Annotated in this window: 13 protein-coding genes; 9 read left to right on the top strand and 4 right to left on the bottom strand. The window is 62.6% G+C overall.

The window, feature by feature from the left end; genetic code table 11:
- Window position 1 precedes the first annotated feature (1 nt).
- Window positions 2-1,825, top strand: a complete 1,824-nt coding sequence (gene dnaG, locus HOP51_RS08910) for a DNA primase (protein WP_234273583.1) — start codon at window positions 2-4, stop codon at window positions 1,823-1,825.
- A gap of 249 nt (window positions 1,826-2,074) precedes the next feature.
- Entirely contained in the window at window positions 2,075-3,928 is a 1,854-nt protein-coding gene (gene rpoD / locus HOP51_RS08905) for an RNA polymerase sigma factor RpoD (RefSeq protein ID WP_234273582.1), read from the top strand.
- A gap of 89 nt (window positions 3,929-4,017) precedes the next feature.
- Here the strand turns inward: rpoD and HOP51_RS08900 are convergent, their stop codons facing one another.
- The 3 genes from HOP51_RS08900 to HOP51_RS08890 form a co-directional block, all read right to left on the bottom strand.
- Window positions 4,018-5,589, bottom strand: coding sequence for an AbgT family transporter (locus HOP51_RS08900; RefSeq protein ID WP_234273581.1), 1,572 nt, complete (start codon window positions 5,587-5,589; stop codon window positions 4,018-4,020).
- 194 nt (window positions 5,590-5,783) lie between these two features.
- Window positions 5,784-6,425, bottom strand: coding sequence for a hypothetical protein (locus tag HOP51_RS08895; RefSeq protein ID WP_234273580.1), 642 nt, complete (start codon window positions 6,423-6,425; stop codon window positions 5,784-5,786).
- 42 nt (window positions 6,426-6,467) lie between these two features.
- Window positions 6,468-7,397 (bottom strand): LysR substrate-binding domain-containing protein, encoded by a 930-nt coding sequence (locus HOP51_RS08890; RefSeq protein WP_234273579.1) that lies wholly within the window; start codon window positions 7,395-7,397, stop codon window positions 6,468-6,470.
- Between the two features lie 183 nt (window positions 7,398-7,580).
- Between HOP51_RS08890 and HOP51_RS08885 the strand changes: the two genes are divergently transcribed.
- From HOP51_RS08885 to HOP51_RS08860, 6 genes are all read left to right on the top strand, one after another.
- On the top strand, window positions 7,581-8,960 hold the full coding sequence (locus tag HOP51_RS08885) for an L-serine ammonia-lyase (RefSeq protein WP_234273578.1): 1,380 nt from the start codon (window positions 7,581-7,583) through the stop codon (window positions 8,958-8,960).
- 273 nt (window positions 8,961-9,233) lie between these two features.
- The gene (locus tag HOP51_RS08880) at window positions 9,234-10,007 is read left to right on the top strand and encodes an ABC transporter ATP-binding protein (RefSeq protein WP_234273577.1); all 774 of its coding nucleotides are present in this window, start codon (window positions 9,234-9,236) and stop codon (window positions 10,005-10,007) included.
- Window positions 10,004-10,756: an ABC transporter ATP-binding protein gene (locus tag HOP51_RS08875; RefSeq protein ID WP_234273576.1), complete on the top strand. Its 753-nt coding sequence runs from the start codon at window positions 10,004-10,006 to the stop codon at window positions 10,754-10,756. The genes HOP51_RS08880 and HOP51_RS08875 overlap by 4 nt, the downstream gene beginning before the upstream one ends.
- Window positions 10,757-10,934: 178 nt before the next feature.
- Window positions 10,935-12,155: an ABC transporter substrate-binding protein gene (locus tag HOP51_RS08870; RefSeq protein ID WP_234273575.1), complete on the top strand. Its 1,221-nt coding sequence runs from the start codon at window positions 10,935-10,937 to the stop codon at window positions 12,153-12,155.
- 60 nt (window positions 12,156-12,215) lie between these two features.
- The gene (locus tag HOP51_RS08865) at window positions 12,216-13,103 is read left to right on the top strand and encodes a branched-chain amino acid ABC transporter permease (protein WP_159550156.1); all 888 of its coding nucleotides are present in this window, start codon (window positions 12,216-12,218) and stop codon (window positions 13,101-13,103) included.
- Window positions 13,104-13,107: 4 nt separating this feature from the next.
- Window positions 13,108-14,091 carry a branched-chain amino acid ABC transporter permease gene (locus tag HOP51_RS08860; RefSeq protein WP_234273574.1) on the top strand — a complete coding sequence of 328 codons (984 nt, stop codon included), beginning with the start codon at window positions 13,108-13,110 and terminating at the stop codon, window positions 14,089-14,091.
- A gap of 45 nt (window positions 14,092-14,136) precedes the next feature.
- Here the strand turns inward: HOP51_RS08860 and HOP51_RS08855 are convergent, their stop codons facing one another.
- Window positions 14,137-15,042 carry a LysR family transcriptional regulator gene (locus HOP51_RS08855; protein ID WP_234273573.1) on the bottom strand — a complete coding sequence of 302 codons (906 nt, stop codon included), beginning with the start codon at window positions 15,040-15,042 and terminating at the stop codon, window positions 14,137-14,139.
- Window positions 15,043-15,171: 129 nt separating this feature from the next.
- Between HOP51_RS08855 and HOP51_RS08850 the strand changes: the two genes are divergently transcribed.
- The coding region (locus tag HOP51_RS08850; RefSeq protein ID WP_234273572.1) for an alcohol dehydrogenase catalytic domain-containing protein at window positions 15,172-15,568 on the top strand (397 nt) is incomplete at its 3' end.

The following is a 15,568-nucleotide window of genomic DNA, read 5'->3' as shown; positions in this document are numbered from 1 at the left end:
CATGGCCGGCCAGATCCCTCAGCGCTTCATCGATGACCTGCTGGCGCGTGTCGACGTGGTCGAAGTGGTGGGCGAACGAGTGCAGCTGAAGAAGGCCGGGCGCAACTATTCGGGGCTGTGCCCCTTTCATCAGGAAAAGACGCCGTCCTTCACCGTCAGCGCCGACAAGCAGTTCTATCACTGCTTTGGATGTGGCGCTCACGGTAATGCCCTGCGCTTCCTGATGGAATACGACAAGCTGCGCTTTCCCGAGGCCGTGGAGCAGTTGGCTTCGCGGCTGGGGCTCGAAGTGCCGCGTGAAGGCGCCGATGATCCGCGTGCCCAGGCCCGCGAGCGCAAGCGTCAGGAAGGGGTCAATCTGCTGGAGCTGTCAGCCAGCTTCTTCCGTGAGCGGCTGAAGATGCCGGAGGGGCAGCCAGCGCGGGATTACCTGGTCCGGCGCGGCCTCTCGGAAGAGGTACAGCGGGACTTCGGGATCGGTTATGCCCCGGATGACTGGGAGGCGCTCAAGCGTCACCTGAGTGCCAGGGGCATTGCCGAAGCGGTGCAGGTCGAATACGGCCTGCTGGTGCAGCGCGAGGAGAGCGGGCGGACCTATGATCGTTTCCGCGACCGGGTGATGTTCCCGATTCGCGACGTGCGCGGACGGACCATTGCCTTTGGCGGCCGGGTGCTGGGAGATGCCAAACCCAAGTATCTTAACTCGCCCGAGACGCCGGTCTTTCACAAGGGGCGTGAACTCTACGGATTGTTCGAGGCCAGGCAGGCCAATCCGCGGCTGGAGCGGGTGGTCATCGTCGAGGGCTACATGGACGTGGTGGCGCTGGCACAGTTCGGCATCCGCAACGCCGTGGCCACCCTGGGCACCTCGACCAGCGAGGAGCACCTGGCACGACTGTTTCGCATGGTCAACGAAGTGGTGTTCTGCTTCGACGGCGACAAGGCCGGGCGCCAGGCGGCCAGCCGTGCGCTGGAGACGGTATTGCCGCAGATGATCGACGGCCGCGAGGCGCGTTTCCTATTCCTTCCCGAAGGGGAGGACCCGGATACGCTGGTGCGTCACGAAGGGCCCGAAGCCTTCGAGGATCGCATCACCTGTGCCAGCCCGCTGTCCGAGTTCCTGTTCGATCAGGCATCACGTGGGCGCGACCTGTCACGGGTGGAGGAGCGCGAGCGCTTTGCCAGTCAAGTGCTCAAGGCGGCACAGCGGCTGCCTCAAGGCATGTTGCAGACGGTGTTGCTGGCGGAACTCGCGCGCCGTACCGGGGTCGATCAGTCTCGCTTCGAGGCGCTCATGGCGCAGGAGCGGGAGGCGGCCGTGGCGCCGGTCGGGCCAGCGGTGCCGCCCGTGGCAGGGCCCGTTGAGCAGGGCGCGACGAGCGATGCGCCGCCAGCGGGTGGCGGCTCGCTGAGCCTGGTGGCGCGCGTGTTGCAACTCCTGGTGCATGAGCCAGCGTTGGTCGAGCGGCTGCCCGTCGAGAGCGACTGGTGTCCCGAGAGGGATGGGGATGGCGTGCTGTGCCGCGAGCTGATTCGGTTGCTGAGGGCCGGTCGTTACCGCAGCCCCCAGGTGGTGCTGGCCCACTTCCAGGGCAGCGCTCAGGGCGAGCGGCTGGCGGCGCTGGCTCGGCGCGAGCTGTTGATTCCCCGCGCTGCCAGAGCCGAGGAACTCGATGGTCTGGTCGAGTACTTTCGTCGGCACCAGATGCGGCCATCCCGCCAGGAACGGATTGATGCCCTGCTGGCGAAGCAGGGGGCGGGGGAGCGGCTTTCGCCCGAGGAGCGACAGCAGCTCATGACGCTGTTGGCCGAACTGGGAAATTGAGAGCGGGAAGTTGAGAAGCAATGGCACGGATGGCGGTGGGGTTGAATTCTTTTCTGCCATCACCATATAGGGCGCATGGACTGGGCCCTGCGGCAGCACAACCAGACGAGCTAGCACACCTGAGCGATAGAGCAAATGGGGCTGTACTGGCGGGCTTGCAATGTTTCCCGCTATACTATTGGGCTTCATGAGTTTTCTCCACCCCAGCGCTTCAGGTGCTTCATTCTTCTTCGTCGAGATAGGGTTTCTATGGCTGGAAATACGCAGCAGCAGTCACGTCTGAAGGAGTTGATCGCGCGTGGCAAGGAACAGGGTTACCTGACCTATGCCGAGGTCAACGACCACCTCCCCGAGGATATTGCCGACCCCGATCAGGTGGAAGACATCATCGGCATGATCAATGACATGGGCATCAGCGTCGTCGAGGAAGCTCCCGATGAAGATACCCTGATGATGTCTGATCACTCCGCCGACGAATCCGCCGCCGAAGAAGCCGTGGCTGCTCTGGCTGCGGTAGAGAGCGATGTAGGTCGTACCACCGACCCGGTGCGCATGTACATGCGCGAGATGGGCACCGTGGAGCTGCTGACCCGTGAGGGGGAAATCGAGATCGCCAAGCGCATCGAGGAGGGTACGCGCGAGGTGATGTCGGCCCTGGCCTGGCTGCCCGGCGCGGTGGACTCGATTCTCGAAGCGTATGACGCTACCCAGGACGAAGAGGCCCCTGGACGTCTTTCCGATCTCTTCTCGGGTTTCATCGATCCTGACGAAGGTATACCCGGAGTGGCCGAGGCCGAAGAGCCTGAGCCCGAGATCGGCGCCGACAATGTCGTCGACGACGACAGTTCCGACGAAGACGACGATACCGAGACCGAGGACGATAGCTCCGGCGGTCCCGACCCCGAAGAGGCCCGAGCGCGCTTCGAACAGATCCGTGCCCAGAACGAGCTGGTGCGCGACGTCTTGGCCAAGCATGGGCGCAACAGTGCTGAAGCCCGGACCGAGATGGAGCGTCTGGCCGAACTGTTCTCGCCGATCAAGCTGGTACCCAAGCACTTCGAGCGTCTGGTCGGTCAGGTGCGTATCAGTGTCGAGCAGATCCGCACTCAGGAAAAGGCGGTGATGCAGCTCTTCGTCAAGAAGGCCAAGGTGCCGCGCAAGAGCTTCATCAAGGCGTTTCCGGGTAACGAGTCGCGTCAGGAATGGGTCGAAGAATTCTCCTCCGAGAATGCCAAGTTCGCCGAGCGCCTGGAGCCTCTGCGTGCCGATATCCAGCGTGCCCAGCGCCGTATCGCCTTCGAGGAGGAGATGGTCCAACTGCCGGTGGCGGAACTCAAGGAGATCAATCGCCGGCTCTCCATTGGCGAGGCCAAGGCGCGCCGTGCCAAGAAGGAGATGGTCGAGGCCAACCTGCGTTTGGTCATCTCGATCGCCAAGAAGTATACCAACCGCGGGCTGCAATTCCTGGATCTGATCCAGGAGGGCAACATCGGCCTGATGAAGGCGGTGGACAAGTTCGAGTACCGTCGCGGCTACAAGTTTTCGACCTATGCCACCTGGTGGATCCGTCAGGCGATCACCCGCTCGATTGCCGACCAGGCGCGGACCATCCGTATCCCGGTGCACATGATCGAGACGATCAACAAGCTCAACCGCGTGTCGCGCCAGATGCTGCAGGAAATGGGCCGCGAGCCGACGCCGGAGGAGCTCGGCGAGCGTCTCGAGATGCCTGAGGACAAGGTGCGCAAGGTGCTCAAGATCGCCAAGGAGCCGATCTCCATGGAGACGCCCATCGGCGACGATGACGACTCCCATCTGGGCGATTTCATCGAGGACAGCACCATGCAGTTGCCGGTCGATCTGGCTACCGGGGAAGGCCTGATCGAGGCGACGCGCAACGTGCTGGGCGGGCTCACCGCGCGTGAGGCCAAGGTGCTGCGCATGCGTTTCGGCATCGACATGAATACCGATCACACCCTCGAGGAGGTTGGCAAGCAATTCGACGTCACCCGCGAGCGGATCCGTCAGATCGAAGCCAAGGCTCTGCGCAAGCTGCGCCATCCGAGCCGCTCCGAGCCGCTGCGCTCGTTCCTCGACGACTGAGCGAGTAGCGCCCCCCGAAAAAAACCGCGGCCCTGTAGCCGCGGTTTTTTTCGGCCGCACCGCGGGCGGTGCGGCGTAGGGGCCTTGCGTCAGAGCACGTAGTGAGTGGCCGATCCCGGGCCCACCGGCAAGCCGAACAGGAACACCCAGACGAAGAACAGCAGGCTCCAGCCGACCAGCATGAACAGGGTGTAGGGCAACATCAGTGCCACCAGGGTGCCGATGCCGAGATCCTTGCGATAGCGGGCGGCCACCGCCATGATCAGGCCAAAGTAGCTCATCATCGGTGTGATCAGGTTGGTCACGGAGTCGCCGATACGGTAGGCGGCCTGAATCACTTCGGGGGCATAGCCCATCAACATCAGCATGGGCACGAAGATCGGCGCGGTGACGGCCCACTGGGCCGAGGCGCTGCCCAGCGACAGGTTGACGAAGGCGCACATCAGGATGAACAGCGCGAACAGCAGCGGGCCGCGGAGCCCCAGCGTCTGCAGCAGATCGGCGCCGGCCACGGCGATCACGGTACCGAAATTGCTCCAATTGAACAGTGCCACGAACTGGGCGGCGAAGAACACCAGCACGATATAGAGCCCAAGACTGCTCATGCTGCGTGCCATGGCGTCGACGATGTCGCGGTCGCCGCGCATGGTGCCGGCAAGGCGGCCATAGATGAAGCCGAGAACGCTGAACGAGACCGCCACGATGACCACGATACCGCTGAGGAAAGGCGAGCCGCTGATGGCGCCGGTTTCCGGATGACGCAGGATGCCGTTGGCGGGTACCACCATGGCGGCAAGTGTCGCCACGATGGCCAGCGTCGCCAGCCCAGTGCCCTTGAGGGCGCGCTTCTCTTCGCTCGACAGGCCTTCCATGCGCTGGCCGTCGATGTCGTCCGCGGCCTGGGTGGCATCGAACTTGCCGAGCTTGGGCTCGACGATACGCTCGGTGACCAGGCCGCCGATCAGCGTCACCACGAAGGTGCTGGCGATCATGAAGAACCAGTTGGCCTCGGCGCCTACGCTGTAGCTCGGGTCGAGTAGGCGGGCGGCCTCCTGGGTGATGCCGGAGAGCAGGGGGTCGACGGTACCGATCAGCAGATTGGCGCTGTAGCCGCCGGAGACGCCGCAGAAAGCGGCAGCGAGCCCCGCCAGTGGATGGCGGCCGAGGGAGTGAAAGATCATCGCCGCCAGCGGAATCAGTACCACATAGCCGAGTTCTGCGGCCATGTTGGACATGATGCCGGCAAAAACCACGGCATAGGTGACGATGCGCGGCGAACGGTCCAGCACCAGGGCGCGCATGCTGGCCGAGAGCAGCCCGGAATGCTCGGCCACGCCCACGCCGAGCATGGCGACCAGTACCGTGCCCAAAGGGGCGAAACCGGTGAAATTGGTCACCATCTCGGTGACCAGGCGGCGTAGCCCTTCGGCATTGAGCAGAGAATTGACCGCCAGGCGTTCGCCTTCGTTGGCTGGTCGAGGATCGGCGACCGAGACGTCCAGGGCGCCGGCAATGCCACTGGCGACGACCACGATGACGCAGAGCAGGGCGAAAAGCGTTACCGGGTGCGGCAACAGGTTGCCCAGCCACTCCACGCTGTCGAGAAAGCGAGTGAAAGCGCCGCGCCGTAGGCGTTCGCTGCGTTGGGATAAAGTAGGCATTGGAAAACTCTTTATATGCGAATATTGCAGTGGAATTTTTTGCCTTTATGGCTTGGCGCGCGACATTACTTTGATATGGCTTCGTCTGCAAATCGACTTTCGGGGCAGGGGGCAAGCAGACCGGTCAAGCAGAGGGCCGACCGGCAGGCTATGAAGAGACGATAGTTGCAGCGGAAAGGTCGTGCTGGCTGGGTTCAGCGTTGGGCTGTGCGCCAGCGTCTGGCCAGGAGCGCGAGTTCGACGATGGCAATCAGGATCAAGGCATAGCCGAGCAGCTCCACCACCTCCTCGGCGGCATTCTTGAAGTCGCGCACATAGTTCTTTTCCAGCACCGCCTGCCAGAATATGGTGCGGCCATAGAGCCGGGAGAACACATAGGTCACCAGTACCCCAGCGGCGAACATGCCGAAGGAGAAGGTATTGCTGTAGTGGCGGAACTCCTCCACGAAGCGCCGCCGCCGACGAGCCACCCAGTAAAGGGTGGGCGCGATCACGAGGGTCACCAGTACCTTCCAGGTGTGGTTGGCCACATAGGTATCCAGCCAGTAGTCCTGCTCGCGGATGAAGGAGCTGAAGGTGAAGGCGAATAGCAGCAGCGTGACCGTGGGCATCACTTTCAGGCTGTGCCGCACGTAGAGTAGCAGCAGCGATGCCATGAGCAGCAGCACGCTCTGAGCAAGCTCGGTGAAGCCATACTCGGAAAAGCGTACCGTGGGCAGGTGGAGCGCTTCGAGGTAGGTGCCCTGGGTCAGGGCGGCGAGCAGCAGGATGTACAACGTGGCGCGTAGAAAGGCGGCGGTGAAGCTGATGGGCTGGTGAAGGGAGTCGGGAGGCATGGGTCTCGAACGTAACATACAAAGGTGTATGTCATTATATCGTCACGTATCTATGCTGCCTAGCCGTCTAGCCTCTTCGACGATCCAGTCGTGCACCGCGGCCACCCGACGATCGTCCAGCGCGCCGCTGGGATGGACGATGCCGTAGCGCTTGCCGGTGGGGATGCGCTCGGGGAAAGGGGCGATCAAGGTGCCTGTCTTGAGTTCATTGGTGAGCAGCGCTTGGCGAGCGATGGAGACGCCCAGGCCGGCGATGGCTGCCTCCAGCGCCAGCCGGTGACGGTTGAAGGTATAGCCGCGTCGCACATTGAGCGGAGGGGCTTCGATGGCATGCAGGTAGTGCTCCCACTCAGCGTAGGGATGCCCACCGCGCCAGGCGGTGACGTCATGCAGCAGCGGGTACCAGGCCAGTTCCTCGGGGCGTGACAGCGCAGGCCGGCGTCGCATCAGCGCCGGAGCGCAGACGGGAAAGATCACCTCCTCCATCAGAGGGGTAATGGCAAATCCCGGGTAGTGGCCGTCGTTCAGGTCGATGGCCAGATCGAACTCCCCCTCCCGCAATGACAGGCTGCTGTCCTCGGCCACCACGTGAAGCTCGATATCGGGGAAGCGGGCCTGCAGGCGCGGCAGGCGTGGCATCAGCCACATGCTAAGGAATGCCGGCACGCTGCGCAGGCGAATCACGCCGCTCATCACGCCGCTGCGTAGGCGCTTCACCTCCAGACCGACCGCCTGATAGGCCTCGTCGACCACGGCGGCCAGCCGCTTGCCCTCATCAGTGAGCTCCAGGCGACGGGGCAGGCGGCGGAAGAGCCTGAAGCCGAGCCGTTCCTCGAGCTGCTTGATCTGCTGGCTCACTGCGCCGGTGGTGACGTGCAGCTCCTCTGCCGCGCGGGTGAAGGAGAGATGGCGGGCGCTGACAGTAAAGACTTTCAGCCAGGCATGGGTCTGGGCATGCAGCAGTCGGCTCATGGTTTAGTTTTGCTATACCTCAAAGCAGTTATTCTCGTTTGTCCATTGGCCTCATTCGCCACCAACATAAGATCATCAATGCCCTAAGGCAAACATGTTTTAGTCAAGCTGATCCATAAGCCAAGTATGGCCATAAACCAAGCATGGCATGAAGTGATTGAGCGGCGAGCGACGAGGTGATCCATGGCAATCAGTGTCTTCGATCTGTTCAAGATCGGTATCGGTCCATCCAGTTCCCACACCGTGGGGCCGATGCGCGCCGCCTATGACTTCGTTCAGGCGCTGCGTGAGAAGGGTCTGCTCGAAAGGGTGGCTCGCATCGAGGTGAAGCTGTTCGGCTCCTTGAGCGCTACCGGCAAGGGGCATGCCACCGATCTTGCCGTGATCATGGGGCTGATGGGCGAACGTCCCGACCGGATCGATCCCGCCATCGTTGCGCCTTGCATCGAAGAGCTGCTCGAAGCCAGCACTCTGATGCTCGACGGCCGCCTGGCGATTCCCTTCCTCTGGTCACGTGACATGCAGTGGCACGACGAATGCCTGCCCTATCATCCCAACGCCATGACCTTGGTGGCTCACGGCCATGCCGAAACGCTGTGGAGCAACACCTACTATTCGATCGGTGGCGGCTTCGTCATCGATGAGGTGCAGGCCGAGCGGGGCGAGCTGGACCAGGACGATACCGTGCTGCCTTACGACTTCAGCTCGGCAGCTGAACTGATGGCGCTATGCCGCATGCACGACATGCGTATCAGCGAGCTGATGCTGGAGAACGAGAAGGCTTGGCGCAGCGAGCAGGAAGTGCGCGATGGGCTGTGGCAGATCTGGCAGGCCATGCAAGCTTGTGTGCAGCGTGGCCTGGAGCAGGAAGGCGTACTTCCCGGCGGGCTCAACGTCAAGCGGCGGGCCGCGTCACTGCATCGCCGCCTGCTGGCGACGCGCGACGACCAGAGCCTGATCGCCTCTACGTTCGGTGCCATGGACTGGGTCAACGTCTTTGCCCTCGCGGTCAACGAGGAGAATGCAGCCGGTGGGCGCATGGTGACGGCGCCGACCAACGGGGCTGCCGGCATCATTCCGGCCGTGCTGCACTACTACATGAAGTTCCAGCCCGGCGCCTGCGAGCGCAACGTGGTGGATTTCCTGCTGGCCGCCGCCGCAGTGGGCATCCTGTGCAAGAAGAACGCTTCTATCTCAGGGGCGGAGGTGGGCTGCCAGGGTGAGGTCGGTTCGGCCTGCGCCATGGCGGCCGCCGGGCTGGCCGAGGTCATGGGCGGCAGCGTTGCCCAGGTGGAAAATGCCGCCGAGATCGGCTTGGAGCACAATCTCGGGCTGACCTGCGATCCGGTGGGCGGCCTGGTCCAGGTGCCCTGCATCGAGCGCAACGCCATCGCTTCGGTCAAGGCGATCAACGCAGCACAGATGTCGCTGCGTGGTGATGGAGAGCATTTCATCTCTCTCGACAAGGCGATCCGCACCATGCGGGATACAGGGCGCGACATGCAGGATAAGTACAAGGAAACCTCACGCGGCGGCCTTGCGGTCAACGCCATCGAATGCTGAAAACGGCAGGGTGGCGCCAGCCACCCTGCCGAGCCCTCCCTCTCGACGCGATGCCTTGGCAGCATCGCGTTTTTCATTCGCAAGCTACTGAAGTGTCGATGTCTCTACGCCATTGGTCGAGTTCGGCCCTTCGGCTATTGCTCCGAGAGATTCTGTCCTCTAGCTTACGTTAACGTAAAGGTTAGAAGTCCTGGCGAGGCCAGCCAGCCATCGCCTTCACGACAACGACAACAATCAGCATGGATCGCCACGGCGATCCAGAGAGGACGTCTCATGACCCAGGAGTTCATACTGGAAACTCGCGGGTTGACCAAGCAGTTTCGCGGCTTTACCGCTGTGGACGACGTCAACCTGCAGGTCCGGGAGGGGCATATTCACGCCTTGATCGGCCCCAATGGCGCCGGCAAGACGACCGTCTTCAATCTCCTTACCAAATTTCTGCCGCCAACCCGGGGCGAGATTCTCTATCGGGACAAGCCGATCACCGGCATGAAGGCCAACGAGATTGCTCGCATGGGCCTGGTGCGTTCCTTCCAGATATCGGCAGTGTTCGCCCACATGACCGCGCTGGAAAACGTGCGAGTGGCGCTACAGCGACCGATCGGCACCTCGTTCCATTTCTGGAAATCCGAGCGAACCCTCGAGCACCTCAATGAACGGGCCATCGAGCTGCTCGACGAGGTGGGCCTGCGGGATTATGCCGATGTGCTGACCATGGAGATGCCATACGGACGCAAGCGTGCCCTGGAAGTGGCGACCACTCTGGCCATGAACCCAACCTTGATGCTGCTCGACGAGCCGACCCAGGGCATGGGCGCGGAAGATGTCGATCGTATCGTCGAGCTGATACGGCGCGTGGCCAAGGGGCGTACGGTGCTGATGGTAGAGCACAATCTCAGCGTGGTGAGCCGGCTGTGCGATCGAATTACCGTACTGGCTCGCGGGGCGGTGCTGGCGGAGGGGGACTACGAGACGGTTTCCGCCGACCCGCAGGTACGGGAAGCCTACATGGGCAGCGAAGCTGCGATAGAGGAGGCCCGCGCATGAATCAGGTGATCGAACGGCCGACGCGTCCCGAATATCGAGACCACGACGGTGCTGAAATGCTGCGTATTCGCGACCTGCATGCCTTCTATGGCGAATCGCACATCCTGCATGGGGTCGACTTGAAGGTGCGCCGCGGCGAGCTGGTCACCCTGCTGGGGCGCAACGGCGCCGGACGCAGCACCACGCTCAAGGCAATCATGAGCATGGTGGGGCGACGTACCGGCTCGATCGTGATCAACGGTACCGAAACCATCGGTATCAAGCCCCACCGTATCCCGCGGCTGGGGATCGGTTACTGCCCCGAGGAGCGAGGTATCTTTGCCAGCCTCGACGTGGAAGAGAATCTTCTGCTGCCGCCCACGGTGCGCTCGGGTGGGATGTCGATCGACGAAATCTACGAAATGTTCCCCAATCTCTACGAACGCCGCCGTAGCCAGGGCACGCGCCTTTCCGGCGGTGAGCAGCAGATGCTGGCCATGGCTCGTATTCTGCGCACCGGGGCGCGAATGCTGCTGCTCGACGAGATTACCGAAGGCTTGGCGCCGGTCATCGTGCAGAAGCTTGGCGAGGTTCTCGTCAAGCTGCGCGACCGTGGCATGACCATCGTACTGGTGGAACAGAACTTCCGTTTTGCCGCGCCCTTGGCCGACCGTCACTACGTCATGGAGCACGGGCGCATCGTCGAGGAAATCAGTGCTGCCGAGCTGCCATCCAGGCGCGACCACCTGAATTCCCTGCTGGGCGTCTAGCCGCTTGGCCTGAGGAAAATGGCACGTCCTGCTACGAACAGGCGAGTCATTACCCATCCGCACCTTGCGGAACATAAGAAGCACAACAGCACGACATTGTTCTCGTAACCACAACCAAACGCGTCCTTGCAGGGTGCGTGATAACAACAAACTGCCCGACTGGGCTTTGGAGACGGAAATGACCTTCATCAGGAAGACCCTCGCCAGCAGCATTGCCATTGCCACCACCGCCGCCATGGCGACTGCCGCCCAGGCCGAGATCAGCGATGGTGCCGTGCGCATCGGCTACCTGGCCGACATGTCCGGTACCTATCGCGACCTGGCTGGGCCGGGCGGTCTGGAGGCGCTGCGCATGGCGATCGAGGACTTCGGTGGCAGCGTCAACGGGGCGCCCATTGAGGTGTTCAGTGCCGACGACCGTAACAGCGCCGATGTCGGCGCCAATACCGTGCGGGAATGGTACGACACCCGCAATGTGGACATGGTGGCGGGCCTGGTAGCCTCTTCGGTGACCATTGCTGCGACCAAGGTGATCGAGGAGAACGGTGGCCTGGGTATCGTTTCCGGCTCAGCGGCTTCCAGCATCACCAACGAGCATTGTACGCCGAATCACATTCATTGGGTCTATGACACCTATCCGTTGGCCAACGGCACCGCCAAGGCCATCGTCGATCAAGGCGGCAACAGCTGGTTCATGCTCACTGCCGACTATGCCTTTGGCCACGCCCTGGAAGGCGATGTGAGTCGAGTCGTGCAAGAGAGCGGCGGCGAGGTGGTGGGCGGCGTTCGCCACCCGTTCCCCACCGACGACTTCTCGTCCTACATCCTCCAGGCCCAGGGTTCCGGAGCCGAAATCATCGGCCTGGCCAACGCCGGGGCCGATACCGTCAATGCCATCAATACCGCCAGCCAGTTCGGGGTGGTGGAAGCCGGTCAGCAGCTTGCCGGCCTGCTGGTCTTCCTCAACGACGTCTATGCCATGGGGCTCGATACCACCCAAGGGCTGCTGCTGACCACCGGCTGGTACTGGAACATGGACGACGAGTCTCGCGAGTGGGCCGAGCGTTACTACGAGCGTGTGGGCAGCATGCCGACCATGGTCCAGGCCGGTATCTACTCCAGTACCATGCACTACCTGGAGGCCGTACAGGCCACCGGCAGCGATGACGCCCAGACGGTGCGCGAGCACATGATGCGCCAGCCGATCCACGACTTCTTCGCCCGCAACGGTCGTATTCGCGAAGACGGTCGCATGGTGCACGACATGTATCTGGCGCGAGTGAAGTCGCCGGATGCTTCCACCCATGAGTGGGACCTCTACGAGATCCTGACTTCCATTCCCGCCGAAGAGGCCTACCGCCCGCTTTCGGAGAGCCAGTGCAAGCTGGTGCAGAACTGAAGCACGCACGATTGGCGGCGGCTGAGGCCGCCGTCCCTCTGACGGCGAGGAGAACCTGACATGACGATGATATTCGGCGTGCCGTTGGCGGTATTCATGGGCCAGCTTCTGTTGGGTCTGATCAACGGCGCCTTCTACGCCCTGCTGAGCCTTGGGCTGGCAGTGATCTTCGGCCTGCTGAAGATCGTCAACTTCGCCCATGGAGCCATGTACATGCTGGGGGCGTTCGCCACGCTGCTGGGCATGCGCTACCTGGGAATCAACTACTGGGCGGCATTGTTTTTGGCGCCGCTGGCGGTGGGCCTGTTCGGCATGGTGATCGAGCGAGTCCTGTTGCGCCGCATCGGCCATCTCGACCATCTCTATGGCCTGCTGTTGACCTTCGGCCTGGCGCTTATCTTCGAGGGGTCGCTGGTCAATTTCTTCGGCGTGTCCGGGGCGCGCTACCCGACCCCTGAATTGCTGCAGGGCGGTTATCAGACCGGCTTCATGTTCCTGCCCAAGTACCGCGCCTGGGTATTGCTGGCTGCTGTCGTCGTGTGCTTCGCCACCTGGTACATGATCGAGCGCACACGGCTCGGTGCCTATCTGCGGGCTGGTACCGAGAATCCGGCACTGATGCAGGCATTCGGCGTCAACGTGCCGTTGCTGGTCACGCTGACCTATGGCTTCGGCGTGGCGCTGGCCGCCTTTGCCGGGGTGCTGGCTGCACCGCTCTATCCGGTTTCGCCGACCATGGGCTCCAACCTGCTGATCGTGGTCTTCGCCGTGGTGGTAATCGGCGGCATGGGCTCGATCTTGGGAGCCATCGTCACCGGGTTGGCGATGGGGCTGATCGAAGGCCTGACCAAGGTGTATTACCCAGAGGCGGCCAATACCGTGATCTTCCTGGTGATGATCCTGGTATTGCTGCTCAGACCCGCCGGACTCTTCGGCAAGGAGGCATGACGACATGGCCACGACTCAGACCCTGACCCCGTCGATGAAGCGCGAGCGTCGCGCCAGCCTGCGTCGCAATGTCTTTTACCTGGTACTGATCGCCATCGGCCTGGTAGCGCCCTTTGTCGCCTATCCGGTGTTCCTGATGAAGGTGCTGTGCTTCGCCCTGTTCGCTTGTGCCTTTAATCTGCTGCTGGGGTACGCCGGCCTGCTTTCCTTCGGTCATGCGGCGTTCCTGGCGACCGGGGGCTACGTGACAGGCTATTTGCTGGCAAGCTATCCGGCTCTGACCCCCGAGCTGGGGATGCTGATCGGTACGGCTGCGGCCGTGGTGCTGGGTGCCATCTTCGGCGCACTGTCGATTCGCCGCCAAGGCATCTACTTCGCCATGGTCACGCTGGCCCTGGCGCAACTGGTGTTCTTCTTCTATATCCAGGCGCCCTTCACCGGCGGCGAGGATGGCCTGCACGGGGTCCCGCGGGGACACCTGCTTGGCATCGTCGACCTGCGCAGCAACCTGGCCATGTACTACTTCGTCTTCGCCGTGTTCCTGTTCGGTTTTGCCCTGATCCAGCGCACCGTGCATTCGCCATTCGGCCAAGTGCTCAAGGCGATCCGGGAGAACGAACCGCGGGCCGTATCGCTTGGCTACAACGTCGATGCCTACAAGCTGGTGGCGTTCATCCTTTCGGCCGGTCTGGCCGGCCTGGCCGGTTCCACCAAGACCGTGGTGTTCCAGCTCGCCTCGCTCACCGATGCGCATTGGCACATGTCCGGCGAAGTGATCCTGATGACGCTCCTGGGCGGGGTGGGTACGCTGTTTGGCCCGGTGGTGGGGGCGGGGTTGGTGGTCAGCCTGCAACACTTGCTGGCGCAGTCGCCGCTGGGCAACTGGGTTGGCCCGATTCTCGGTGTCATCTTCGTGATCTGTGTGCTCAGCTTCCGCAGCGGCATCGTGGGTGAGGCGATGAAAATGTACCGCAAGAACTTCAAGTGAAGACGTCGGCTAGGCCTCTTCCTGGCGCCCTGCGGGGCGCTTTTTTCATTCCACAGTAGAGCGACAGGCCTGCTCCAGCCGGGCGGGGAGATGTTCCACCAAGTAGTCGACGAACTGGCGTACCTTGGCGGCATGCTGGCGGTGTCGAGGCATGACCGCCCACACCCCCGCATCGCGGCACTGGAAGCGCGTGAGGACCGCGGTCAGATTGCCGTTGGCGAGATAGGGCATGACATAATAGTCGGGCAGCTGTGCCAGCCCCAGCCCCTTGAGTGCGGCATCGAGCAAGGCGGGGCCCGAGTTGGCCTGCCATGGCCCCTGCACGCGAACCTCACGGTGCAGTCCATCGATGTCGAAGCGCCAGACATCGCGCGAGCCGATCAGGCAACGGTGGTGAACCAGTTCTGCGATCGAGTGGGGCTGCGACACGCCCTGAAAGTAGTCGGGAGAGGCAACGACGAATTCGCGCCGCTCGCACAGGCGGCGTGCTATCAGTGATGAGTCCTGCAGGGTGCCCATGCGAATGACCACATCGTAACCCTCGTCGATCACATCCACCTGGCGGTTGGTCAGGTGCAGGCGCATCTCGAGCTGGGGATGCAGACGTAGGAAGTCGTTGACCAGTGGCGCAAGGAAGCGCTCGCCGAAAGTGGTGGCGCAGCTGAGCCGTAGCACTCCGTGGGGCCGCTCCTGCAAGCTCTGCAGGGCGGTTTCAGCCTCGCGAAAGCCATCCAGAAGTTCGCGGCAGCGCGTATAATAACGTTCGCCAGCATCGGTGAGATGGATCTGGCGCGTGGTTCGATAGAGCAGAGGCAGCCCCAGCTCCTGTTCGAGTTGAGCTACCTGGCGACTGATGTGGGAATTGGATACATGAAGCTGGCGTGCGGCCGCGGCGAAGGTGCCCAGCCGGACCACTTCCACGAAGGCTTCGATGCCGTCCCAGTGAGCCATTGGCGCCTCATCGTTGCACAGCTGAAATAATGTTGTGTCGTCGTTTCCCTATCATCATAACGTTGGGCGAACCTAAACTGATAGGGGTTGCGATAATACATCAGGACATCAGGACATCAGGAGATTTGCATGAAGTCGCGTGCCGCCGTCGCCCTCGAAGCGGGTAAGCCGCTCGAACTCACCGAGATCGATGTGCAAGGTCCCAAGGCTGGGGAGGTACTGGTGCGCATCGCCGCGACCAGTGTGTGCCACACCGACGCCTTCACGCTTTCCGGGGCCGACCCCGAGGGCCTGTTTCCCTCGGTGCTGGGCCACGAAGGGGCCGGCATCGTCGAAGCGGTGGGCGAGGGCGTCACCAGCGTCAAGCCCGGCGATCACGTCATCCCGCTCTATACCGCCGAGTGCGGCCAGTGCAAGTTCTGCCGCTCGGGCAAGACCAACCTGTGCCAGGCGGTGCGCGCCACCCAGGGCCAGGGGCTGATGCCCGACGGCACCTCGCGCTTCTCGCTCGACGGCAAGATGCTGC

The organism is Billgrantia zhangzhouensis (assembly GCF_021404465.1).
Classification (GTDB): Bacteria; Pseudomonadota; Gammaproteobacteria; order Pseudomonadales; family Halomonadaceae; genus Halomonas; species Halomonas zhangzhouensis.
The sequence above is the reverse complement of the archived record's forward strand: the minus strand, read 5'-3'. Positions and strand labels throughout refer to the sequence as shown.